Below are 24,456 nucleotides of genomic sequence, written 5' to 3' on the forward strand. Positions count from 1 at the left end.
CAACTACAACTTATGCATTAGTTTCAGTTACCGATGCTAATTCTTGTATAAGAAGTTCTGGCTTTACTGCAAACTCAGCTATTATTACCGTTAACCCTATTCCTGCACCTTCCTTTACTGTTTCACCAGCGGCTTCTGTATGTGTAGAGACGAATGTAACCTATACTACGCAATCTGGACAAACAAATTATATTTGGACAGTTCCAGGAACTCAAGGGACAGATTACGATATAATTTCAGGCAGCCTATCACTGGCTAGTAATACGGTAACACTACATTGGCATACAATTGGCAGTAAAACTGTTACTGTTGGGTACTCTTCAAATGGATGTACATCTGCAATAAATGCAAGCAGTACAACAACGGTTGTAAAAACTGAAAGAGGAGTAGTACATGGAGGAACTCATATTTGTGCAGGGAGTCCAAGTCCTTTGTTAACTTTAAATGATTATGCTGGGACAATTGTTAGATGGGAATATGCAGAAGCTATACCCTATGTTTGGCAGCCAATAAGTCATACCGCAGATACGTACCAGCCAGGTATTTTAACTACAAGTACAAGTTATAGAGCTGTGATACAAAATGGAACATGTCCTGAAGAGGGTTCAATTGAAACCAGAATTGATGTTGAACCAAAACCGGCAGCTCCTGTACCAGGAACGGTTGTACAGCCAACTTGTGTGAATTCTGTGGGAAGTATAACATTAAACGGTTTGCTTACATCGGGAAATTGGACTATAACTCAAAGTAATGGAACATTATCGCAGACATACACAGGTTCAGGACCTAGTTTTACGGTTACTAATTTGCTTCCGGGTATTTATACCTTTACGATATATGAAAACCCTATTTGTCCTTCATCACCTACAGCAGGTATTGAAATTGCAGCCCCTTCTACAAATGTCTGGAATGGCACATCTTGGTCGAAGGGAAGCGAACCAGTAATAACAGATGCTATTAGATTTTCAGGTGATTATTCAACAACCGGTAATTTAAGCGGATGTTCTTGTATGATAGATTCAGGAGTAAATGTTACAGTAAACTCTAACCATACATTAACAATTACAAACGCAGTAACTAATGATGGCGGAATATTAACTTTCGAAAATAATTCAAGTTTATTGCAGACAGCTAATGCGATAAATACAGGGAATATTATTTACAAAAGAAATACTTCAACGCGTAGATATGATTATACTTATTGGTCATCACCAATTGTTCGAACACCAGCTTATACTTTACATGATTTATCTCCTAATACTTTGTCTGATAAATATACAAGCTATAATCCAAATGCAAGCTGGGTAATTAGTTATGGAGGTGTTCTTGAAATGATTCCGGGTCAGGGATATAGTATTAGAGGTCCTCAAAATTTTGATATTGTAACACCGGCAATTCAAGAAGTATCATTTATAGGAGTACCTAATAATGGTACAATTTCAGTTCCTTTGGTCGCAGCAGAGCGATTTCATTTAATAGGGAATCCATATCCATCAGCGGTATACGCAGATCAGTTTATTTTTGATAATGCAGCTAATTTATATGGAACTTTGTATTTCTGGACTCATAATTCGCCTCCTGCAGGTGATGCTTCTGGTACATACAAATATAATTCTGCTGATTATGCCATTTATAATATTTCAGGAAGTACCTCAGTGGGAAACCTTTCAGGTCAAGGTGCCGGAAGTCCGGGAAATCAAACGGCTCCGTTGGGTTATATTGCTGCCGGCCAGTCTTTCTTCGTGAAATCTAAAACAACTTCTTCGGCTATTTTTACTAATGCAATGAGAGTTCCGGGAAGCAATAGTCAGTTTTATAAAACGAATAATAGCAATAAGACTAATTTAGAAAGACATCGAGTGTGGCTTAATCTTACTAATACAGAAGGAGCATTTAAGCAGGTTTTAATTGGTTATATCGAAGGAGCAACCAATTTCTGGGATCAGAATTACGATGCAATTTCTTTCAATGGTAATCCGTATGTTGATTTTTATAGTATAAATGAAGGTCAGAAATTGGTAATTCAGGGAAGAGCACTGCCTTTTAATGAATCAGATGTAATTCCGCTAGGTTATAGATCAGCTATACAAGGAGAATTTACAATATCTATTGATCACACAGATGGCGTTTTAAGCAATCAAGCTATTTATCTTGAAGATAAAGTAACCAATACTATTCACAATCTTCAAACTAGTAATTATAATTTTACAACTGCTATAGGGACTTTTCCAGAAAGATTTATTTTAAAATACACAAATACTTCTTTAGGGGTTGATGATTTCGAAAATCAAACGAATAGTTTTTATGTTTCTGTAAAAGCTAAAACAATAAAATTAAATTCGACTGAAGATGTAATGCGAGAAGTTTCGATTTTTGATATTTCAGGCAAGCTGCTTTATAACAACAAAAAAGTAGAAAACACAGAGTTTCAAATTTCAAACTTCCAATCCGGAAATCAGGTTTTAATTGTGAAAGTAACTTTAGAAAATGGAAATATTATAACTAAGAAAATTGTTTTTAATTAAGAAATGACAGAAAACAAAAAACCAGCTGCAATTTTAAACTGCAGCTGGTTTTTTGTTTTCAAAATTTATGCTCAAGCACTCTTTCGGAGATTTTGATTGGTATTATGAATAGCTTTCTCGTTTTTATAATCAATCCATTTTTGACCTTTAAACTTTCGCATCATAATGTCAAAATAGCGCATAATAAATATATTATAGGCTGCTTTTGATAAGTTGTTAATGTTTTTAGGAAAAGCACGCAGACTCATAGAAAATCCAGGAGTCAGGTATTTCATATAATGCCAATATCCTTCCGGCATATACAGCATTTCTCCATGTTTAAGATTTGTGATATATCCTTCTGCATTTTGAAGAGCAGGAAATTTATCATAATCTGGATTATCAAAATCAATATCTTCCCTCGAAATTAAAGCATGAGGCACTTTATACATGTATTTTGACTGATTTGGTGCAAAAAGCATACACTGTTTTTCACCGTGAAAATGAAAATGCAGTATATTTGAATAGTCAATATCATAATGCATAAAAACTCGGGCATTTTCTCCGCCAAAAAAAAGCATTGGCAATTGTTTAACTAATTTTAGGCCAATATCCGGCCATAAAAAGTCGTTTTTCAATACTGGGACTTCTTTCATTAAATTATAAAGAAAAATGCGATAGTTGGTAGGTTTTGATTCTAATAAACTAATATAATCGCTCATTTTCATTTTTGTATGAGCTTCGTTAAAACCCTCCTCATGATTTACAGGTCTGTCATCGTATAAAGGAACAGTAATATCACCGGCAATTTTATTAATATAGGATAATCTCCATTTTTCATAAGCTGGCCAGTCTTCAGTTAATTCTTCGACAACAACGGGAATTTGTTTTTTTACATATTGGGAAACAAAATCATCTTTAGAGATTTTTTTAACCCTCTCGATTTGTTTTAATTTCATTAGTATAAATAAAAAATTGCTTATAACTCTGTGTCATAAGCAATTTAAAAATATTTATCGAGATTTTTGAGCTCTTTTAATTAAATTTTTGATTTGATCGAAGCTTCAACGTTTCTTTCAATTGTATGTCCGGGTCTAGACCATTTTGGTTTTTCACCTAATGGAGCAAATTGAGAATCAGCAGCTTCAACTGTTTTAGGCTGCATTATTTTAATAAATGGTTTTTGAGCCACCATACCTAAAGTTTCAAACATCTTCATGTCTTCGTTAACATCAGGATTTGGTGTAGTAAGTAGTTTATCTCCGGCAAAAATTGAATTCGCTCCGGCAAAAAAGCACATTGCCTGACCTTCGCGGGACATATTGGTTCTTCCGGCAGACAAGCGAACCTGAGTTTCCGGCATTACAATTCGGGTAGTAGCTACCATACGAATCATTTCCCAGATCTCAACCGGTTTTTCTTCTTCCATTGGAGTTCCTTCAACGGCAACTAAGGCATTAATAGGAACGGATTCCGGCTGTGGATTTAAAGTTGATAGTGCAACAAGCATTCCGGCTCTGTCTTCAATACTTTCTCCCATTCCAATAATACCGCCGCTGCAAACTGTTACATTCGTTTTACGAACATTTTCTATAGTTTGTAAACGGTCTTCAAAACCGCGTGTTGAAATTACATCTTTATAATATTCCTCAGAAGTATCTAAATTATGGTTGTAAGCATACAAACCGGCTTCGGCTAAACGCTGTGCCTGATTCTCGGTCAGCATTCCTAAAGTACAGCAAACCTCCATATCAAGTTTATTAATGGTTCGTACCATTTCTAAAACCTGATCAAATTCTTCACCATCTTTAACATTTCTCCAGGCAGCACCCATGCATACACGGGATGATCCGTTTGATTTTGCTCTTAATGCCTGTGCTTTTACCTGACTTACAGTCATTAAATCATTTCCTTCAACTCCTGTATTATATCTTGCCGCTTGCGGGCAGTATCCGCAATCTTCCGGACATCCGCCGGTTTTTATAGAAAGCAGGGTAGATACCTGAACCACGTTTGGATCATGTTGTTGTCTGTGAATCGTCGCTGCCTCATAAAGCAAATCCATTAATGGTTTGTTGTAGATTGCAATAATTTCGTCTTTTGTCCAATTGTGTTTTGTAGTCATGCTCATGGATAAATTGTTTTTGAAGCTTCAAATGTAATTAAATTTTTGAATCAACAACATTGCGTGTTGTAAATCAATATTTGTTAAATAATTTCATAAAAAAAGCACTTTAAAATCATATAATTATTAATTTTTATGATTTTAAAGTGCTTAAATAATGGTTTTTATTTTGATTAATTAATCGGCAGCATATTTATTGTTCCAATACAGCATCATCATTAAAGTAACAATAACCGAAGAAGCAAGTCCTTCAAAAAGCAGGCAGATGCAATAGGTTGGAACAGAAGGATTTCCTCCAAACATAAATGTTTTAGACAAAGTTTCGACATAAGCGTCACCGCCTCGTGCATAACTATAAACTAATAATCCAAAAACGCTTAGAGCCACACCAACAACAGAAGTTGCCATTGCAGAAACCGCATTGGATACAAAATTTGTTTCCCCTTCATGAAGATTCATCTGCATTGTCCTGTTTACGCCATAAAATATAAAGAATACGTTAAGAGTACGCAGGTAGAATAAATCTGCCAAACCTAATAGATTCATCAATAAAAAATAAATCCCAATTCCGAGGAATATTAAAAAACCGTTTGTTATTTCTTTAGGTAATTTCATAGTGGTTATTTTTAAAGAAGTTAATAGTAAATATTTGAAAAACAGTTCTATATCAAATTTACTAAAAAAATAACTACGATGATCTAAAAAGAGTTAAAAGTGTTTTTTGAAATTTTATTGAAGTTTACTCACAAAGAACAAAGCATTTTGTTTGTCTTGATTTAATTGGGCTTTTAATAAATCAATAGAACCGAATTTTTGTTCGTCACGAAGATATTGAAGTAACGAAACTTCGATTTTTTTACCATAAATATCAGTATCGAAATCAAAAAGATTGACTTCTATGGTTTGTTTTTGTCCGTTAACAGTTGGGTTAAAACCAATATTCATCATTCCAAAAACTTCCTTTTCATCAATTAAAGCGCGAACTACATAAACTCCGTTTTTAGGAATCAATTTGTATTCTTCTTCAATTTGTATGTTAGCAGTAGGAAAACCAATCGTTCTTCCTAATTGTTTTCCTTGAACGACTTCGCCGGTTAAGAAATAGTCATATCCCAGATATTCATTGGCCAAAATCATATTTCCTTCAGTAAGAGCTTTTCTAATTTTAGTAGAACTTACCGAAACATCCTGAATTTCCTCGGCTGATATTTGTTCGACTTCAAAACCGTATTCAATTCCAAAAGCAATTAAATTGTCAATATTTGCTGTTCTGTTTCTTCCAAAACGATGATCGTGTCCAATAATTATTTTTTGAATATGGAATTGATCTACTAAAATGGAGTGCACAAATTCTTCGGCAGTAAGTCTTGAAAAACTTTCGTTGAACGGATGTATAACCAGATTTTCAATTCCGGTTGCTTCTAAAAGTTTTGTTTTTTCAGAAATTGTATTTAGAAGTTTTATTTCTGATTTTTCCTGCAGAACCATTCTTGGATGCGGAAAAAAAGTAAGCACTAAACTTTCATACTTTCCATTTTCGGTATTATCAGTAATTCTTTCCAGAATTTTTTTATGACCAATATGTACGCCGTCAAAAGTTCCAAGAGTTAAAATTGTTTTCTTGGTCGTATGGAAATCGTTTATAGAATGAAAGAGCTTCAAAACAAATTATTTAAGATGCTGCAAATTTATACTATCTATTTTAAATTTTGTGCTTCATCGAATTGATTTTTTAAGAAGATTCGCTTTCTTTTGCCGAAAAAAGAATCGATTCGTCGACTAAAAAACGTTTATTATCGTTTACATGTAAGAATTTGATTTAAATCTATTAATTTTGATATATATAAAAGCCTCTTTTAAGTATGAAAAAACAACTACTTTTTTTAATGTTTATATTTTGTTGTGTAGAACTTCATGCTCAAAGTGATGATTTATGGCAAAGATCAGGTTCTGCTTCAGCCGTAAAAAAACAGACAGTTTCTAAAGATTCTGATAAATTGTATTATCGATTAAATACAGATTTTCTAAAAGCAAAACTTTCACCTACCACATCAAAACAGTCAAAAAGTAATCGTACTGAAATTACAATTCCTAATGCTGAAGGTGTTTTAGAAAGATTTCAAGTTTGGGAATCTTCAAATTTTGATCCTGAACTTCAGGCAAAATATCCGGAAATTAGATCGTATGAAGGAAGCGGTTTAGATGATAAATCGGCAAAAATACATTTTAGTTTTTCGCCGAATGGTTTACAAACAATGGTTTTTCGCACAGATAAAGGAACTGAATTTATAGAAGAAAATCCAGATAATAAAACAGAATATGTTTTGTTTTCTTCTAAAAGTGAAACCTCAAAAGCCAAATTGTCTTGTAAAACAGCAGATTTAGTTTCGCAAAATGCTAATACATCAAAGACAGCAAAAACGACTTCAAACAATAAAGTATTTAAAACGATGCGTTTAGCATTGTCTTGTACAGGAGAATACACCGCATTTTTTGGAGGAACAAAAGCCGGGGCATTAGCAGGAATGAATGCTACATTAACAAGGGTAAACGGAATTTTAAATAGAGATTTAGCAGTGCAGTTGATTTTAATTGCAAATAACGATGCTTTGATTTATACAGATGCATCTACAGATCCATACTCGAATGCAAATAAAGGAACTTCTACAGATACAGATGGTAATGATTTTTGGAGTAAAGAAGTTCAAAGTACAATTACGAATGTAATTGGTGAAGGTAATTATGATATAGGGCATTTATTTGGAGCTTCTGGCGGAGGAGGAAATGCTGCCTGTATTGGCTGTGTTTGTGTAAGTCCAACACCATCTAATGTAATAGGAAAAGGAAGCGGTTATACTTCACCATCAAACAGCAGACCTCAAGGCGATACATTTGATGTTGATTTTGTGGTTCATGAAATTGGTCATCAATTAGGTGCCAATCATACATTTTCTTATGATATCGAAGGTACGGGAGTAAGTGTAGAACCAGGAAGCGGTTCTACTATTATGGGATATGCCGGTGTAACGGATAATTATAATATACAGGATAATTCAGATGACTATTTTGCATATGCCAGTATTCTTCAAATACAAAATAACCTTGCAGGAAAAAGTTGTCCGGTTAGTACTAGTATAACTAATAACCCTCCAGTGATTAGTGCTGGTGACGATTTTACAATTCCAATTAGTACACCGTTTATTTTAACCGGATCAGGTTCTGGTTCTGATAATCTTACCTATACTTGGGAAGAGAACGATAACGCAACAAATACTTCTGGCGATAATAGTATTGCTTATGCAGCAAAACCAAACGGGCCTTTATTTAGATCAATACCTCCGGGAACTACACCAGTTCGTTACATGCCAAGTTTTGATTATGTACTTCAAAATAGACTCACAACAAGATGGGAATCAGTTTCATCAATTGCAAGAACTCTAAATTTTACTTTAACTGGAAGGGATAATGGTGCTTTGGGTCTCGCTCAAACTAATACTGACGGAATGGTCGTAACAGTAACACCATCTGCAGGACCTTTTGCCTTAACTTCTCAAAATACTAATGATATAAGCTGGCTGCAGGGAACGTATCAAAATATTACATGGAGTGTTAATAACACCAATACGCTTCAAGGTTCATCGACAGTAAATATCAAATTATCTACAGATGGAGGATTGACTTTTCCAACTATTCTGGCCGCAGCAACAGCAAATGATGGTTCAGAAACGGTCCTGATTCCAGAAGGTCTTGAGGCAGCTACAAATTGCAGAATTTTGATTGAGCCAACAGCCAATATTTATTATGCATTAAACAGTAAATCATTTGCAATTGGTTACACATCAATAACAAACTGTAATGATTATAGTTTTGGAAGCTCTTTTAGTATTCCATACGGAACTTCATTTACAACCAGAAATGCTGCAGTTCCATCATCAACGGGAACTGTGTCTGATGTAAACGTTTCGATTAATGTTACACATGCAAGATTCTCAGATCTTGAAATTCAAATCGTAAGTCCAAAGGGAACTATTGTTCGTTTATTTGATAAAGGATGTGCCAGTACAAACTCAACTTTAGCATTACAGTTTGACGATTCTGGAGCTAATTTGCAGTGCTCTTCAACAACAAGTCAAATAGTTCTTCCAACAGATGCGCTGAGTATTTTTAATGGAGAAAATCCAGAAGGAAATTGGACGCTTAGAGTTCGTGATGCAGTAGTTGGAAGTTTTGGTACAATAAATTCGGCTTCGATAAATATCTGCAATCAAACTTTTACTTTGGGTGTAGACATACCTGTAACTGAAGAAGTAATTTCGTACCCAAATCCTACTAAAGGAACGGTTACAGTTGAATTTAAAAGTCACTCAAAAGAAGGAACGCAAATATATATTCATGATATACTCGGAAAAACAGTTTATTCAGAATCTTTTGAGCATGTAGATAATTTTAATAAACAAATTACAATGCCTATTGGATCTTCATCTGGAGTATATTTCTTGACAATTGTTGACGGAGATAAAAGAACTGTTAAGAAAATCATCTTAAATTAAAATTTTAATCTTACGAATTTGCCATTGCCATGCAGACAATACTGATTCTTGCTCCCGGAATTTTGAGTAAAGCACGAGAACAAGCTTCGAGAGTTGCTCCGGTGGTTAGAACATCATCAACAATTAAAAAATGTTTGTTTTGATTTTCTTTGGATAAATGAACATCAAAACTGTTTTCGATATTTTCAGATCTCCCTAAAAGATTCTTTTTTGATTGTGTTTTTGAATATTTCTTTCGGTATAAAATAGAATTATCAAAAGGAATTTTTAAGGTTTCAGATAAAGCTTTTCCAAATGTTGTAACCTGATTATAACCTCTTTCTTTAAATTTTCTGGGATGAAGCGGTACAGGAATTATAACATCAAACGGATTTTTAAGTTTTAGTTCCTTTAAATCTTCTGCATGCCAATTGCCCAAAACTGTTCCAATTTCTTCGTGCCCTTTATATTTTAAATTATGGATGAGTTCCTGAACAATGCCTTGTTTATTAAAGTATAAAAAAGCAGATACATGTTCGACTTCGACCTTACCGTAGAATTTTTTGACAGCCTGATTATCTGGATCTAAATGATATTGCGTTAAAGGCATTTCATGTCTGCAGTTTGTACATAAAACCGTTTCATTAGTCATTAAAACAGAGCGGCATCCGGAGCAGACTTTAGGAAAAAATAGATCAATAATAAAATTAAACACAAATAGAAAGAATTTAGTTACAAAAATAGCCAAAATAGGCCTTCAATCTTTTTTATTTTTCTTTTTTTTATAACTACTTTTTATATTTTTGCATTACTATGGCAAAACAAGAAGATATATTTAAGAATGTGGTTTCGCACGCAAAAGAGTACGGATTTATTTTTCCGTCAAGCGAAGTGTACGACGGTTTAAGTGCAGTATATGATTATGCACAAAACGGTGTCGAATTAAAAAAGAATATCCGTGAATATTGGTGGAAATCAATGGTTCAGATGAATGAAAATATTGTCGGCCTTGATGCTGCAATATTAATGCATCCAACAACCTGGAAAGCTTCAGGCCACGTTGATGCTTTCAATGATCCGTTAATTGATAATAAAGATTCTAAAAAAAGATATAGAGCAGACGTTTTAGTTGAAGATTTTGCTGAAAAAATTCATCAAAAAGCGCAAAAAGAAATTGATAAAGCAAAAGCTCGTTTTGGTGATGCATTCAACGAACAGGAATTTATTACAACAAATGCCCGTGTAGTTGAATATTTGGCCAGAGAAAAAGAAATCAGAGAGCGTTTAGGGCGTTCTTTAGGAAACGGAGATCTTGAAGATGTAAAAGCTTTGATCGAAGAACTTGAAATCGCTGATCCTGAAACTGGTTCCAGAAACTGGACAGATGTAAAACAGTTCAACTTAATGTTTGGAACTAAGTTAGGAGCTTCTGCAGAAAATGCAATGGATCTTTATTTACGTCCTGAAACAGCACAGGGTATTTTCGTTAACTTTTTAAACGTTCAGAAATCTGGCCGTATGAAAGTTCCTTTTGGAATTGCTCAAACGGGTAAAGCTTTTAGAAATGAAATTGTTGCAAGACAATTTATTTTCCGTATGCGTGAATTTGAACAAATGGAAATGCAGTTTTTTGTACGTCCGGGAGAAGAAATGCAATGGTACGAACACTGGAAACAAACGCGTTTAAACTGGCATTTATCTTTAGGATTAGGAAAAGAGAATTACCGTTTTCATGATCACGAAAAACTAGCGCATTACGCAAATGCAGCAGCAGATATCGAGTTTAATTTTCCATTTGGTTTCAAAGAATTAGAAGGAATTCACTCTCGTACTGATTTTGACTTAAAAGCACATGAACAATATTCAGGAAGAAAATTACAATATTTCGATCCGGAATTAAACGAAAACTATGTGCCATACGTAGTTGAAACATCTGTAGGTTTAGATCGTATGTTCCTGGCAGTTTTTGCTACTTCATTACAAGAGGAAACTTTAGAAGACGGTTCTGAAAGAACAGTTCTAAAATTACCTGCAGTTTTAGCGCCGACAAAAGCAGCAGTTTTACCATTAGTTAAGAAAGATGGATTGCCAGAAATCTCAAAGAAAATTATTGAAGACTTAAAATGGGATTTCAATGTTTCTTATGATGAGAAAGATGCAGTAGGACGTCGTTACAGAAGACAAGATGCATTAGGTACGCCATTCTGTATTACAGTAGATCATCAAACTCTGGAAGACGAAACAGTAACAATTCGTCATAGAGATACTATGAAACAAGATCGTGTAAAAATATCTGAATTAAGAGGTATTATTGAAAACGAAGTTTCGATGAAAAACTGGCTGATGAAAATGTAATTTTAAAATATTACGATATACAAATCCCAAATTCCATAAGGAGTTTGGGATTTTTTTATTCTAAAAAGATGTATTTAATCGATAAATTCTGCATTTCGTCCTTTTGTGTTAACATTTGAATATAATCTATTAACAATGAAATTGTTAGATCTTTTAAAATTGTAATTTTAATTACGAATAAAAGAGCCAGATTTATTTTTTATAAGAATAGAGAAAAAAAATATATAAAAAATACAAGAACTCTCTTATATTCGTAAAAAGTCAATAGAACCTAAATTGAAAAAGTATTCGTATATAATTATTGATGATGATGCAGATAGTATTTCGAAAACCCAAACAATTGCAGAAGGTTTTTCGGAACTATTGTTTCTGGCATCGGCAGTGAATTATCAGGACGGTTTAAATTTGGTTTTAGAATACAAACCTTCACTTGTATTTTTAGAAATAGATCCTAAAAAATCCTCAAGCAATTTATCACTTTTGTTTATTAACGAACTTCATCGTTTTTTAAATGTACTGCCCCGGATTGTTGTTTTAACGTCTAAAAAAGATGCAGCATTCGAAGCTATAAAATATGGTGTTTTCGATTATATATTAAAACCGCTGGTTACGGCAGAATTATTAAAAACCATTTTAAAATTAAACCGCCTGCCGGAAGAAGCAAAATCGGGTGATTTTAAGAAAGAAATTCCTCTAGTTGTAACATCTGATGCAAAAGTGCGTCAAATAGTCGAAAAACCGCTCATAATCTGTATCAAATCATATGGCGATCATCGTTATATAAATGCAGATGATATCAGCTATTTTCAGGCAGATAATAACTCGACGGATATTTATTTAAATTCGGGAGAAATGATAACGGCCTTTAAAACTTTAAAACATTTTGAGCATGTTTTATCGTATCCTTTTGTCAGAATTCATAATAGTTATATTATCAATCGAAATTACATTGCGAGGATTCATAACGGAAACTCAATATGTTACATAAAAAACTCCTCGAAAAAGATTCCTTTTTCGAAAACTTACAAATCAAATGTTGATTTAATTATCAGCGATTTTTCTGAAGGAAATTACTTAGAAGTCTAATAATTAGGTAATTACATCGATTTGCTATCCGTTGACTATCAATTGGGTACGATCTACCACAAACTGATTTTTTCGTATATATTTTTTTTGATTTCGGACTTAGTTTTACACCGTGATTGACACCAAAACAATCACTAAGCCCCAAATAAATATTAAAAAATAAAACACCTCAAAACATGAAAAAAACAGCTTTAACAATCGGATTATTTTCTTTAGTGGCAGCAGCGACTTCTTTTGCAAACCCTGCAGCTCCAATTATTTCAAGTGAAAAATTAAGTTCTGATCTTCCGGTTGATGGATCAACTGGTGGCGGAAGAAAGCAGGATTCACATAGAATAATGAGTGAGTTAGTAGTTAAGAATAATGATTTAGGTTTTTCAAATATTAACCAATCTGTAGGCACAAATAAAAAAGTAGATTAAGTTTGAAATAAAATATTTACAAAAAATATTTAAGCTGTCAAATTTTTGACAGCTTTTTTTGTGTTTATAGTTTTAGTATTTTTGGTGAAATTCACAATCTGTATTGAAAAGATATTGCCAAATATTATTGTTTCTTTTTATGATCTTTCTTAGTTGCAATAAGAAAAGTCATCTAGATAAAAATATCATTTCTCAAAAGGATAGTCTTCCTGTTTATTTGTCACTGGCAAATGATATTAATTTGAGTTATGATTTCAAGCAGAAGTATGCCCAGAAAGCATTTTCAATTATCGTTGATGAAAAAAATGATTCAGTTAACAGGATCAACCTATTTAAAGTGGCTAATAGATATTATAATATGAATGATTTAAAGTCATATAAAACAATATCACAGCTGATTTTAGAACGATCAATGAGTGCTAAAGATTCTTCAAGCATTGCAAAAGCTTATACATATTTAGGAGATTATTACGGAGCACAATTAGTTTCAGACAGCGCTTTTAGAAATTATTTTAAAGCGCAAAAAATTTATTTACAGATTAATGATAAATATAATTTATCTAAAACATTATTGAGTAAAGCCAGTTTACAATATAATGAAGGAGATTTTTTTGAAAGTGAAATATCTGTTTTTAAGGCGCTTAGTATATTAAAAGAACAAAAAGATGTAAATGATCTACTTTATGAATGTTACAATCTTTTAGGAATTTTAAACAACGAAAAAGAAGAATATAGTAAAGCGTTAGAATTTCAAAACAAAGCTCTTAATACACTTACGGATAAAACAATACCATTGGATCTGCAGTTAAAAGCTACTTCATTTAATAATATAGGTTTTGTTTATATGCGTATGAAAGATTATAAACAGGCAATACCTTATTTTCAAAAAGGATTACAGGAAAAAAATCTATTTGAAGAAAAGACAATATTATATGCCATGCTACTGGATAATTTAGCATATTCTAAATTAAAATCCAGAAATATGGAAGGGCTTCCAGATTTGTTTTACAGATCTATGAAAATTAGGGATAGTTTAGGGATGAGAATGGCTAAAATATCCAATCAAATTCATTTGTCTGAATATTATGCTTTTAAAAAAGATACTTTTAAAGCAATTCAGCTTTCCAAACAAGCCTTACTTCTTTCCCGTTCGTCAGATAAACTAAATAATACACTGCAAGCATTAAAACAAATTGCTGTTGTTGATCCTAAAAATGCTGCAAAATATTCCAGAGAATACATTCTTCTTAATGATAAAATGCTTAAAGCAGAGCGAAATATGGGAGAGAAATTCTCTCGTATAGAATACGAAACCAACGAAATAAAAGACCAAAATTCCAGCCTGCAGGAAAAAAACAAAACACTGATTTATGTTTTCAGTATCTGTACTTTGATTGGTTTATTTTTCTATGTTTACAAAACGCAGCAGGCAAAAAATAGAGAACTGCTTTTTAAGCAACAGCAGCAAATTGCAAATGAAGATATTTACAATTTAATGATTTCACAGCAGAATGAAATTGAATTAACCCGAATTAAAGAAAAGAAAAAAGTAGCCCAGGAATTACACGATGGAGTTCTAGGCAGAATGTTTGGAGTTAGAATTAGTTTAGACAGTTTAGATAAAATTGATGAAGCAGAAGCAGCAGAAAAACGCAGGAAATATTTAGCCGAGCTGAAACATATTGAAGAAGACATACGTGAGATTTCGCATGACTTAAATAGGGAAAAATCTGAATTAATTAATAATTTTGTAGTAATTTTAAATAAGTTATTTGATAATCAAAAAAATACGTATCCTTCAAAACTGGAAACTTCTTTTGATTCGCATATAAAATGGGAGCTTGTAAACAACATTGTAAAGATTAATTTATATCGAATAATTCAAGAAGCACTTCAAAATTGTAATAAATATTCCAAGGCAGATACAATTAAAGTAGAGTTTAAAAGTGAAATCGATCATTTGGTTTTATCAATTTTTGACGATGGAGTTGGATTTAATGTAAGACGTACAAAAAATGGTATCGGTTTGCATAATATCGAATATAGAGCAGCAGAATGTAAGGGCACAGCAGCTATAAAATCTGCCAAAGGAGAAGGGACACTTCTTGTAGTTAAAGTTCCAATTGATCAAAAAATTAACCTGCAGAAAAATGACATTTAATTTGAAATCCCCAATTTCGGAATTAATTAAGCCTAACATCTTAATTGTAGATGATCATCCTTTTATAATTGAAGGATACAAAAATGCTATAACTCGCTATAAAACCAATGAATATGAGTTTGAAATAGCACAGGCTCATGATTGCAGATCGGCTTATGATTTGCTGGAAAATCAAAACACGCCGCAGTTTGAAATTGCTTTTCTGGATATAAGTATGCCGGCTTACGAAGAAAAAAATCTTTTTTCTGGCGAAGACCTTGCTAAACTTATCATGAAAAAAATGCCATATTGCAAGATCATTCTCTTGACAATGTACACAGAACTGCTCAAGATAAAAACAATTATAAGGACAATTAATCCAAACGGATTGATAATTAAAAATGACCTTACTTTTGATGAGCTTCTTCTGGCTTTTGATAAAGTAATGAACAATCAAAAATATTACAGTCAGTCAGTAGTTAAAATGCTCAATCAGTCGCCGCACAATTCAATAGAAATAGATGAGTTTGATAAACAAATTTTATTTCACTTGTCAAAAGGTACTGAAGTATCTGAAATGCCTCAATATATCCCCATTTCTTTAACCGAAATTGAAAAACGAAGAGTAAGCCTTAAAGAACTCCTTAAAGTGCGATCAGGCTCAGATGACGATTTAGTTAAAGAAGCCAAAAGCAAAGGGCTCTTTTAAAATTTTAGATTTAAGAATGTAGATCTTAGATTTAAATACATAAAAATAAAACCTGACAGAATCTAATTCTGTCAGGTTTTATAAATTGAGACTGAATACTGAGACTGAATTTATTCACTCAAAGCATCCCAGCCGCGTGCTTTTAAAGCAATCTTAGTATTAGCACGGGTTACCAAATGAATTCCTTCGCTTTCATCTGCCATGTGGCCAATGATAGAAAAGTTTGGATTTCCTTTTATCTTATCAAAATCATTAATATCAATCGTAAAAAGGAGTTCATAGTCCTCTCCGCCGTTAATGGCAACGGTTGTGCTGTCGATATTAAACTCTTCGCAAGTCGAAATAAACTGAGGATCTAACGGAAGTTTATCTTCATATAAATTACAGCCCACTTTTGACTGTTTGCACAAATGTATAATCTCTGAAGATAAACCATCAGAAATATCAATCATTGAAGTTGGTTTAATTTCAAGGGCATGCAAAAGTGTACGAACATCTGTTCTGGCTTCTGGTTTTAATTGTCTTTCGACCAAATACGTATAAGGATCTAAATCCGGCTGACTGTTTGGATTTACCTGAAAAACCTGTTTTTCACGCTCTAAAACCTGTAATCCCATATAAGCTGCGCCAATATCTCCCGTTACAACCAGTAAATCGGTTTGTTTGGCACCGTTGCGGTATGCGATTCCATCTTCATCAGCTTCACCAATTGCGGTAATACTTATAATTAATCCTTTTTGAGATGAGGTAGTATCGCCGCCAATAACATCTACTTTGTATTCTTTTGCTGCATGTGTAATACCTTCAAATAATTCTTCTAAAGCTTCCAAAGGAAAGCGATTAGAAACAGCAACTGAAACTGTAATCTGAGTTGGTTTTGCATTCATGGCGCAAATATCAGACAGGTTTACTACAACTGCTTTATAACCTAAATGTTTCAAAGGCATATAAGCCAGGTCAAAATGAACACCTTCAATTAATAAATCGGTTGAAATAACGGTTTTTTTGTCTTTAAAATCAAGAATAGCTGCATCGTCGCCAATACTTTTTAAAGTAGATTCTTGTGTAACATCAAAGTTTCGTGTTAAATGCTCAATTAAGCCAAACTCGCCTAATTGTGATATGCTGGTGCGCTGCGGATTTTTATCTTCGATCATTTTTTCTGAGTTCCAAAGTTTGTAAGGAGCAAAGGTACAAAGGTTTTTTTTAAAGATACTAATCCCGATAGCTATCGGGACTAAGAAGCTAAGGTTCTAAGTTTTTTTCTCACTGCATTGCGGTGCTTTTCTAGGACAGAGAAAATATTTTTAAAATTATTTTTTCCTGCTGACAAACTGTTGTCACCGGCCCATTTTAATTTTGAATTGTAGAAATTTAAAAACTTAAAAATTATGAAAACGTTAGAAGCACAAGTAATTACTTCAGAAGATTTATTAAAACACTGGCAGGGACACCGCGCACTTACGCGTCGTTTAATTGAACTTTTTCCTGAAAAAGATTTCTTTGAGTTTTCAATAGGCGGTATGCGTCCTTTTGCAAAATTAGTTGATGAACTTTTAGCTATTGCAGGTCCGGGGTTGAAAGGAATTGTAACTAAAGAAACAGCACCTTTTTCAGAAGGAGCAGAAAAACTCGTTTTTAAAGCGCAGTATCTTGAAAAATGGGATGAGGCAACAGAAGAAATCAATAAATATTGGGAACAATTATCTATTGAAGATTTCAGTGAAACCTTTAATCTTTTTGGGCAGTATGAATTTCCTGTTATTCAAAATATCTTGTATTTTATTGATAACGAAGTTCATCACCGCGGACAGGCATACGTATATTTACGAGCTTTAAACATCGAACCGCCATTTTTTTGGGAAAGATAATTCTGTGATTTTCATAACTTTATAAACAAATCTAAAATTAAGAACCATGAGTTTAAAAAAGATAATGTCAAATTATGCAGATTACAATTTATGGGTAAACCAGCAATTTGTAAACTGGCTGTCGCCAAAGCCATATGATTTGCTCTATGCCGAAGTGCCTTCGAGTTTCTCGACAATTATGAAAACCCTCGATCATATTTGGTCAACTGAAGAATATTGGTTTTCTGTAATTTCAGAGACTGCAATGTCTGAAAAGAAAACAGAAAATGAATTATCGAAAGAAGAAATATTCGACGGGCTTTTAAATTCATCTGCAAAATTGAAACATCTTATTAATTCATTGTCAGAAGAAAATTTGGTTAAAGAAGTTAAAATCACTAATCCGTGGTTTGAGTGCAAACTGCCAATTTCTGAGTATGTAATCCAGGTTATTAATCATGGAACTTATCATAGAGGGCAGATTGTAACAATGGGACGAAATATTGGCATTACAGATGCTTCAAATACAGATTACAATTTTTATAATGTTGTTAAACAGAAATAGATAAAAAAAACTCCTGAAGATAATTCTATCAGGAGTTTTTTCTATACAAGCCTTTGTCTGTTAATTTCTAATAATTTCAGAACATTGGTTTTTAATATTTCAGGTTCCAGAATCTCGGCATAATCTCCAAACATAAGAAACCATCTTGGAAATGCATTATCAATATCCCTTGACATAAAAGTCATTTCTATTTTTTCGCCAGCTTCTTTTTGTGAAATAAAACCATGATATTTTCTCTCTGTTGCCAAATATCTTGCGATTTTACGATCAATTAAAAGACGAACTTTTGTTGTTGGGCAGGTTTCAGTTTTAGTTAAATAAGTTTCCAGTGCATCGTGTTCGATCGTAAAATCAAAATCTGTTTTTTTAATTTCCTGAATTCTGTCGGTTCTAAACTGTCGATAATCTTTTCTAAGATGACAGTATCCCAAAAAATACCAATTGTTATTATCATGAAAAACGCCAACAGGTTCTAAATTTCGTTGCGTAGTTTCCTCTTTGTCAAAAGTTTTATAAGTTAAAAGAATTTGCTTTTTCTCTGCGATTCCTTCAAAAAGAACTGCCAAAGTGTTTGGTGAATTATCATTAAACATTGGTTCTGCATCCTGCATTACAATTCTGGATTCGATGTTCGAAAGATAATCTTTGTCATTACTTCTTAAAACAGCTTTCAGTTTGTACATCGCAGATGCATAATGTGTTCCCAAAGAAGGATCGGTAAACTTTTGCATTAATTTTTCGGCTGCAATAAAACTGCTTACTTCTTCGCGGGTAAACATCACGGGCGGTAATCTATAACCGTCCATCAAAGCATAACCAACTCCGGCTTCGCTGTAAATAGGAACTCCAGAAGCTTCGAGAGTACGAATATCTCTGTAAATTGTTCTTAAACTGCATTCAAAACGATCCGCCAATTCCTGTGCTTTTACAATTTTTTTTGATTGTAATTGAATCAGAATGGCAACAATTCTATCAAATCGTTTTGGGGTTTCGTCGAGCATTTCTTTAAGATTCTGAGGTTTTGAGCTGTTAAGCTTATTACAGTTTTAAAGATTCAAAGATACAAATGAAAAAAGTAAAGAGAATAAAAAAAGCTGTTCCAAACTGGAACAGCTTTTTTTAATAAATCGTAGAAACGAATTAAAATCTATACAAAACTCCAAATTGAGGCTGATCGAAAATGTTCTCAAATAAATTGATGTTTAATTGAAAAGTATCAGACGATGGACCATTTTCTGGAGAAACACTGTTGTATGCCAAAACATTTGCCAAAACAAAAGTTACTGCGATGTTTTTGGTTACAAAGTAATTTAATCCCACATTAATATCAGCAGTTAAGCTGTTATCAGTATCACTGCCGGCCAACGGTGTTTCGGTTTTGTTTCTTCCATAACCTAAACCAACTTCAGCATACGTTTTTAAACGTTTTTTGTCCAATTCTAAGAAATAATAACGAGCAAAAGCCCCAATTCCGAATACATTGGTTTTAATACCCGTTGCTTCTTCTTTATTACTGGAGTAATCTATTTTTGCTCCAACTGCAAATTTATCATTCAATAAATAGCCGAACTTTGGACTGAACCCATAATAATCATTTTCGCCTCCGGTACTAATTTTTATAGAACCTTCGAGAATCATATCACCTTGTTGAAAGGTAACGCCTTTTGCAGAGTTCATTTCAGAATCGACTTCATCCTGCTGTGCATTTGCAAATGAGAAAGTCAGCATTGATAAAATAATAAAAAATCTAGTTTTCATGATATTAGTTTTAAAAGTTGTAAGATTAAAGTTATATTTTAATGTTAAAACTTTTAAGAATCCTAATCGAATGAATTAAAAAAGAAGCTATTGAGTTAATAATCTTACTTTTTTATAAGTATTTCCCTGTTTATTTTTGAGAGTATTTTAAGATAATTTGGTTTTTGAAATGGATAATAATTAAGTATTTTCAAACAAAAACCCGACAACATTAGTCATCGGGTTTGTATATATTCTTACTATTTAGTACTTAAATCTTAATGCTAAATTTAGTCATTCAATTTCAAAACAGCCATAAATGCTTCTTGCGGAATTTCAACGTTTCCTACCTGACGCATACGTTTTTTACCTTTTTTCTGTTTTTCAAGAAGTTTACGTTTACGTGAAATATCTCCACCGTAACATTTTGCGGTAACGTCTTTACGAAGCGCTTTAATCGTTTCACGAGCGATAATTTTTGCTCCAATTGCTGCCTGAATTGGAATATCGAATTGCTGTCTCGGAATCAACTCACGTAATTTCTCGGTCATTTTTTTACCGATGTTATAAGCGTTATCTTCATGGATCAATGCAGAAAGCGCATCAACCGTTTGTGCATTTAAAAGAACGTCAAGTTTCACTAATTTTGAAGTTCTCATTCCAATAGGAGAGTAGTCAAAAGAAGCATAACCTTTAGAAACTGTTTTTAAACGATCGTAAAAATCAAATACAATTTCGGCCAAAGGCATATCAAAGTTTAACTCAACACGTTCTGTTGTTAAATAGGTTTGGTTGGTAATTAAACCACGTTTTTCGATACATAAACTCATTACGTTTCCAACGAAATCAGCTTTTGTAATAATTGTAGCTTTAATAAAAGGCTCTTCAACTCTGTCTAGTTTTGAAGGTTCCGGTAAATCTGAAGGATTATTTACAATTAATGCTTTTTCAGGTTCTTTTTTAGTGTAAGCCAAATACGAAACGTTAGGAACTGTTGTAATTACAGTCATATCGAATTCGCGCTCTAAACGTTCCTGGATAATTTCCATGTGAAGCATTCCTAAGAATCCACAGCGGAAACCAAATCCTAATGCAGCAGAACTTTCAGGAGTAAAAACTAATGAAGCGTCATTCAACTGTAATTTTTCCATAGAAGAACGTAAATCTTCGTAATCTTCTGTGTCAACAGGATAAATTCCGGCAAATACCATTGGTTTTACATCCTCAAAACCAGTAATCATATTGGTAGTTGGTACTTTTGCATCTGTAATTGTATCACCCACTTTTACTTCGCGGGCTTCTTTAATTCCAGAAATCAAATAACCAACATCTCCTGCCGAAACCACATTTTTAGGAACCTGATTTAATTTTAAAGTTCCAATTTCGTCAGCAAAATATTCGTTATCAGTAGCCATGAATTTAATTTTCTGGCCTTTTTTGATTTCACCATTTACAACTCTAAAGATTACCTCAATACCGCGGAACGGATTGTAAACCGAGTCAAAAATCAAAGCTTGTAATGGTTCTTCCGGATCCCCTTTTGGAGGAGGGATTTTTTCAATAATTGCTGCCAAAATATTTTCAACACCAAAACCAGTTTTTCCCGAAGCATGAATAATATCTTCTAATTTACATCCTAATAAATCGATGATATCGTCGCTTACTTCTTCTGGATTAGCACTTGGTAAATCAACTTTGTTTAAAACCGGAATAATTTCTAAGTCGTTTTCAAGAGCCAAATATAAATTTGAAATCGTTTGTGCCTGAATACTCTGAGCCGCATCTACAATCAAAAGCGCACCTTCGCAGGCAGCAATAGATCTTGAAACTTCGTATGAAAAGTCAACGTGTCCCGGGGTATCAATTAAGTTTAAGATATATTCTTCGCCTTTGTATTTGTATTCCATTTGAATGGCGTGACTTTTTATGGTAATACCACGTTCGCGCTCCAGGTCCATGTTGTCAAGCAATTGTGCTTTTTCTTCACGAGCTGTAACGGTTTGTGTTGCGCCTAGTAATCTGTCCGCCAATGTACTTTTACCGTGGTCAATGTGTGCAATAATGCAAAAGTTACGAATCTTCTTCATTTTAGTATATCAGTTCTCTATCGAGTTTAAGTATTTTTTTGATGTAAAATGCGCTGTAGCAATCGCTTTAACACATATTATCAAGTGGCAAAGATAGCGCAAAGTTTTGGATTCTGGAATTTAGTTGAAGGATTTTGAAATTTGAAGCCAAAAAGCTGTATTTCAATACCTAAACTCATTCATTCTTTTATAATTACGGTTTACCATTCAATCAAAAACTTGAAGAATGTTTGTGTTTATAGATTTATTTCAATCGTTGTTTGTCGAAAAAACAGCAAAAATGATTTTTAGCCGGGTTATTTGTAAAATTTGTGCGAATAATTGTCGTTTAGATTAAATATGATTATACTTGTAGTCATTATAACCATAAGATTGATCAGCTTTGGTTTTTGTATTATTTTCTTAGAATTTATCTGTGCACGAGATACATCTTTGAAATAATAAAATGAGTTTTTACTATTTACTAATTTAACCCCAACAAATTATGAAAAAACAAACTATGGAGCTTGCTGCTAAATTTGGCAGGCTTTCAAATGAAGAAATGAAAAATATAAATGGCGGCGTAACACCCGTTGGCCGATTTACAGTTCCTACAAGTATTTGTGCTTCGGGATATGGTTTAGTAGCCACGGGCTGTCAGGGAACTTCTTATCCTATGCTTGATGGTTATACTTGTGTTTTGACTTGTTTATAATCCAATTGAATTCAAATAAAAAATGGGCATCGATTATCGATGCCCATTTGTATTTTAAAACTCAAAATTAAATCCTTTTTCAGTCAGTTTTTTATAAATATCAGGATCAAATTTGTAGAGTTTTGCAGCTCTGTGCGATACGTCCTGTTGTTTTTCGTCTAGAGCGACTAATAATTTCATGTGCAGAATTTTTCGTCGAAAGTTTGATTTGTCCAATTCAATTCCAAGAATTTCTTCATACAAATGCATCAATTGCAATAAAGTAAATTTTTCTGGCAGGAGATTAAAACCAATTGGTGCCTGGCGCACACGATTTTGAAGTTGTAATAAACTGAAATTTAAAATTTCGTTATGGTCAAAAATTAAATTTGGGATTTCTTTAATCTTACACCATTTTGCTTCTCGCACATCTAAACTGGCTTTTACATTATAATCTTCCTGATTTACGAGAGTATAATATCCAATTGTTACAATTCGACGGTCTAAAACACGACTCGGATTTGTAAATGCTTTTAACTGTTCCAGGTAAATATTATCCAGGCTTGTAAGCTCATAAATAATTCGGTGAGCGGCATCATCGGCACTTTCTTGTCTTTTCATCCAGCCTCCAAGCAGTCCCCAGCTTCCTTCGCTTTCTCCCCCGGCATGTTGTACTAAAAGTACTTCAAGGCTTTCTTTTTTGAAACCAAAAATTACGCAGTCAACTGAAATACCATCAATTTCGGGTGTTACAGTATTGGCGGCAATGCAGCTGTTTGTTTGTGAGTTTTTTTTAGATGATGATATTGCCATTGTATGCTTTTATAAGCGGTTTTTAAAATTCAAAATTGAATCCTTTTTTAGTCAGTTTTTTATAAATATCCGGATCAAACTTATATAGTTTAGCGGCTCTGTGTGAAACATCTTGTTGTTTTTCATCTAAAGCGACTAATAATTTCATGTGCAGAATTTTTCTTCGGAAATTAGATTTGTCCATTTCAATTCCAAGAATTTCTTCATAAAGATGCATCAACTGGAGTAAAGTAAACTTTTCCGGAAGCAGATTAAATCCAATAGGAGCCTGACGAACACGGTTGCGAAGATTTTGTATACTGTAAGATAAAATCTCATTGTGATCGTAAATCAAATCCGGAATACTGTTGATTTTATACCATTTGGCATCAGATGCTGTAAAACCGGCTTTAATATTGTAATCTTCTCTTTTTACAAGAGCGTAATATCCTATAGTTATAACACGTCGAAGCGGAAAACGATCCGGATCTCCAAACGCCTTAAGCTGCTCCAAGTAAATATTATCAAGTCCGGTAAGCTCGTTCAATAAGCGATGTGCGGCATTATCAGTACTTTCTCTTTTATAAATCCATCCGCCGGGAAGTCCCCATTTTCCTTTACTAATACCTTCAGCATGCTGCACTAAAAGGACTTCAAGGCTTCCTTCATCAAAACCAAAAACAACACAGTCAATGGTTATTGCATTCATTGCATTTTGTTCGCTTTTTGCAACAGATTCGGCATCTACTTTATTATCCATGTGCGAAATAAATTTTGACAAATTAAACAAATAAAATGCATAACTGCCTTTTTTGATTACTTAATATTTTTTTAACAAAGTAAAAAATTGACGTTCAGTGATTTAAATTTTACTAAAAAAAT

General features: G+C 33.3%; 21 protein-coding genes. 10 read left to right on the plus strand and 11 right to left on the minus strand.

Translation table 11 applies throughout. From position 1 onward, the window contains the following. Positions 1-2,525 (plus strand): T9SS sorting signal type C domain-containing protein (locus tag ACTJIW_RS16305; protein ID WP_440718460.1); only part of this gene is annotated, 2,525 nt, incomplete at its 5' end. A gap of 71 nt (positions 2,526-2,596) precedes the next feature. Here the strand turns inward: ACTJIW_RS16305 and ACTJIW_RS16310 are convergent. The 4 genes from ACTJIW_RS16310 to ACTJIW_RS16325 all read right to left on the minus strand — a co-directional run bounded on the left by ACTJIW_RS16310 (position 2,597) and on the right by ACTJIW_RS16325 (position 6,291). After that, a complete protein-coding gene (locus ACTJIW_RS16310; protein WP_440716226.1) occupies positions 2,597-3,463 on the minus strand; it encodes a cupin-like domain-containing protein in 867 nt (288 codons plus the stop codon). Between the two features lie 80 nt (positions 3,464-3,543). Then, positions 3,544-4,635, minus strand: coding sequence for a biotin synthase BioB (bioB, locus tag ACTJIW_RS16315; RefSeq protein ID WP_073410291.1), 1,092 nt, complete (start codon positions 4,633-4,635; stop codon positions 3,544-3,546). A 171-nt stretch (positions 4,636-4,806) separates the two neighbouring features. Next, positions 4,807-5,244 (minus strand): hypothetical protein, encoded by a 438-nt coding sequence (locus ACTJIW_RS16320; protein WP_012022888.1) that lies wholly within the window; start codon positions 5,242-5,244, stop codon positions 4,807-4,809. Between the two features lie 114 nt (positions 5,245-5,358). Beyond that, positions 5,359-6,291, minus strand: a complete 933-nt coding sequence (locus ACTJIW_RS16325; RefSeq protein WP_121359852.1) for a bifunctional riboflavin kinase/FAD synthetase — start codon at positions 6,289-6,291, stop codon at positions 5,359-5,361. 200 nt (positions 6,292-6,491) lie between these two features. Here ACTJIW_RS16325 and ACTJIW_RS16330 point away from each other — a divergent pair, with 200 nt between their 5' ends. After that, the gene (locus tag ACTJIW_RS16330) at positions 6,492-9,179 is read left to right on the plus strand and encodes a zinc-dependent metalloprotease (RefSeq protein ID WP_440716225.1); all 2,688 of its coding nucleotides are present in this window, start codon (positions 6,492-6,494) and stop codon (positions 9,177-9,179) included. A 10-nt stretch (positions 9,180-9,189) separates the two neighbouring features. Here ACTJIW_RS16330 and ACTJIW_RS16335 read toward each other — a convergent pair whose 3' ends face one another. After that, positions 9,190-9,810 (minus strand): ComF family protein, encoded by a 621-nt coding sequence (locus ACTJIW_RS16335; RefSeq protein WP_012022885.1) that lies wholly within the window; start codon positions 9,808-9,810, stop codon positions 9,190-9,192. A 161-nt stretch (positions 9,811-9,971) separates the two neighbouring features. On the opposite strand from ACTJIW_RS16335, the gene ACTJIW_RS16340 reads away from it, so the two are divergent. The 5 genes from ACTJIW_RS16340 to ACTJIW_RS16360 all read left to right on the plus strand — a co-directional run bounded on the left by ACTJIW_RS16340 (position 9,972) and on the right by ACTJIW_RS16360 (position 15,870). Continuing rightward, complete coding sequence (locus ACTJIW_RS16340) at positions 9,972-11,513, plus strand: glycine--tRNA ligase (RefSeq protein ID WP_012022884.1); 1,542 nt, start codon at positions 9,972-9,974, stop codon at positions 11,511-11,513. A 276-nt stretch (positions 11,514-11,789) separates the two neighbouring features. Continuing rightward, a complete protein-coding gene (locus ACTJIW_RS16345) occupies positions 11,790-12,599 on the plus strand; it encodes a LytR/AlgR family response regulator transcription factor (RefSeq protein ID WP_012022883.1) in 810 nt (269 codons plus the stop codon). Between the two features lie 176 nt (positions 12,600-12,775). Then, positions 12,776-13,021 (plus strand): hypothetical protein, encoded by a 246-nt coding sequence (locus tag ACTJIW_RS16350; protein ID WP_012022882.1) that lies wholly within the window; start codon positions 12,776-12,778, stop codon positions 13,019-13,021. A gap of 139 nt (positions 13,022-13,160) precedes the next feature. Next, entirely contained in the window at positions 13,161-15,182 is a 2,022-nt protein-coding gene (locus ACTJIW_RS16355) for an ATP-binding protein (RefSeq protein ID WP_440718461.1), read from the plus strand. Continuing rightward, entirely contained in the window at positions 15,172-15,870 is a 699-nt protein-coding gene (locus tag ACTJIW_RS16360; RefSeq protein WP_012022880.1) for a response regulator, read from the plus strand. The genes ACTJIW_RS16355 and ACTJIW_RS16360 overlap by 11 nt, the downstream gene beginning before the upstream one ends. A gap of 110 nt (positions 15,871-15,980) precedes the next feature. On the opposite strand, the gene thiL is transcribed toward ACTJIW_RS16360, so the two are convergent. Then, complete coding sequence (gene thiL / locus ACTJIW_RS16365) at positions 15,981-17,027, minus strand: thiamine-phosphate kinase (protein ID WP_440716223.1); 1,047 nt, start codon at positions 17,025-17,027, stop codon at positions 15,981-15,983. A 234-nt stretch (positions 17,028-17,261) separates the two neighbouring features. On the opposite strand from thiL, the gene ACTJIW_RS16370 reads away from it, so the two are divergent. Continuing rightward, a complete protein-coding gene (locus ACTJIW_RS16370; RefSeq protein ID WP_012022878.1) occupies positions 17,262-17,741 on the plus strand; it encodes a DinB family protein in 480 nt (159 codons plus the stop codon). Positions 17,742-17,787: 46 nt separating this feature from the next. Beyond that, entirely contained in the window at positions 17,788-18,285 is a 498-nt protein-coding gene (locus tag ACTJIW_RS16375; protein WP_440716222.1) for a DinB family protein, read from the plus strand. Positions 18,286-18,326: 41 nt separating this feature from the next. Here ACTJIW_RS16375 and ACTJIW_RS16380 read toward each other — a convergent pair whose 3' ends face one another. From ACTJIW_RS16380 to lepA, 3 genes are all read right to left on the minus strand, one after another. Beyond that, positions 18,327-19,286, minus strand: a complete 960-nt coding sequence (locus tag ACTJIW_RS16380) for a helix-turn-helix transcriptional regulator (RefSeq protein WP_121359858.1) — start codon at positions 19,284-19,286, stop codon at positions 18,327-18,329. A gap of 139 nt (positions 19,287-19,425) precedes the next feature. Further along, positions 19,426-20,043 carry an outer membrane beta-barrel protein gene (locus ACTJIW_RS16385; RefSeq protein ID WP_012022875.1) on the minus strand — a complete coding sequence of 206 codons (618 nt, stop codon included), beginning with the start codon at positions 20,041-20,043 and terminating at the stop codon, positions 19,426-19,428. A gap of 269 nt (positions 20,044-20,312) precedes the next feature. Further along, positions 20,313-22,109 carry a translation elongation factor 4 gene (gene lepA / locus ACTJIW_RS16390; RefSeq protein WP_012022874.1) on the minus strand — a complete coding sequence of 599 codons (1,797 nt, stop codon included), beginning with the start codon at positions 22,107-22,109 and terminating at the stop codon, positions 20,313-20,315. Between the two features lie 484 nt (positions 22,110-22,593). Between lepA and ACTJIW_RS16395 the strand changes: the two genes are divergently transcribed. Then, positions 22,594-22,803, plus strand: a complete 210-nt coding sequence (locus ACTJIW_RS16395) for a class IIb bacteriocin, lactobin A/cerein 7B family (protein WP_121359859.1) — start codon at positions 22,594-22,596, stop codon at positions 22,801-22,803. 54 nt (positions 22,804-22,857) lie between these two features. On the opposite strand, the gene ACTJIW_RS16400 is transcribed toward ACTJIW_RS16395, so the two are convergent. Beyond that, positions 22,858-23,595, minus strand: a complete 738-nt coding sequence (locus ACTJIW_RS16400; RefSeq protein ID WP_012022872.1) for an NUDIX hydrolase — start codon at positions 23,593-23,595, stop codon at positions 22,858-22,860. Positions 23,596-23,617: 22 nt separating this feature from the next. Further along, positions 23,618-24,334 carry an NUDIX hydrolase gene (locus ACTJIW_RS16405; RefSeq protein ID WP_440716221.1) on the minus strand — a complete coding sequence of 239 codons (717 nt, stop codon included), beginning with the start codon at positions 24,332-24,334 and terminating at the stop codon, positions 23,618-23,620. Positions 24,335-24,456: the final 122 nt, after the last annotated feature.

Source organism: Flavobacterium sp. 22659 (assembly GCF_052044235.1).
GTDB lineage: Bacteria > Bacteroidota > Bacteroidia > Flavobacteriales > Flavobacteriaceae > Flavobacterium > Flavobacterium johnsoniae.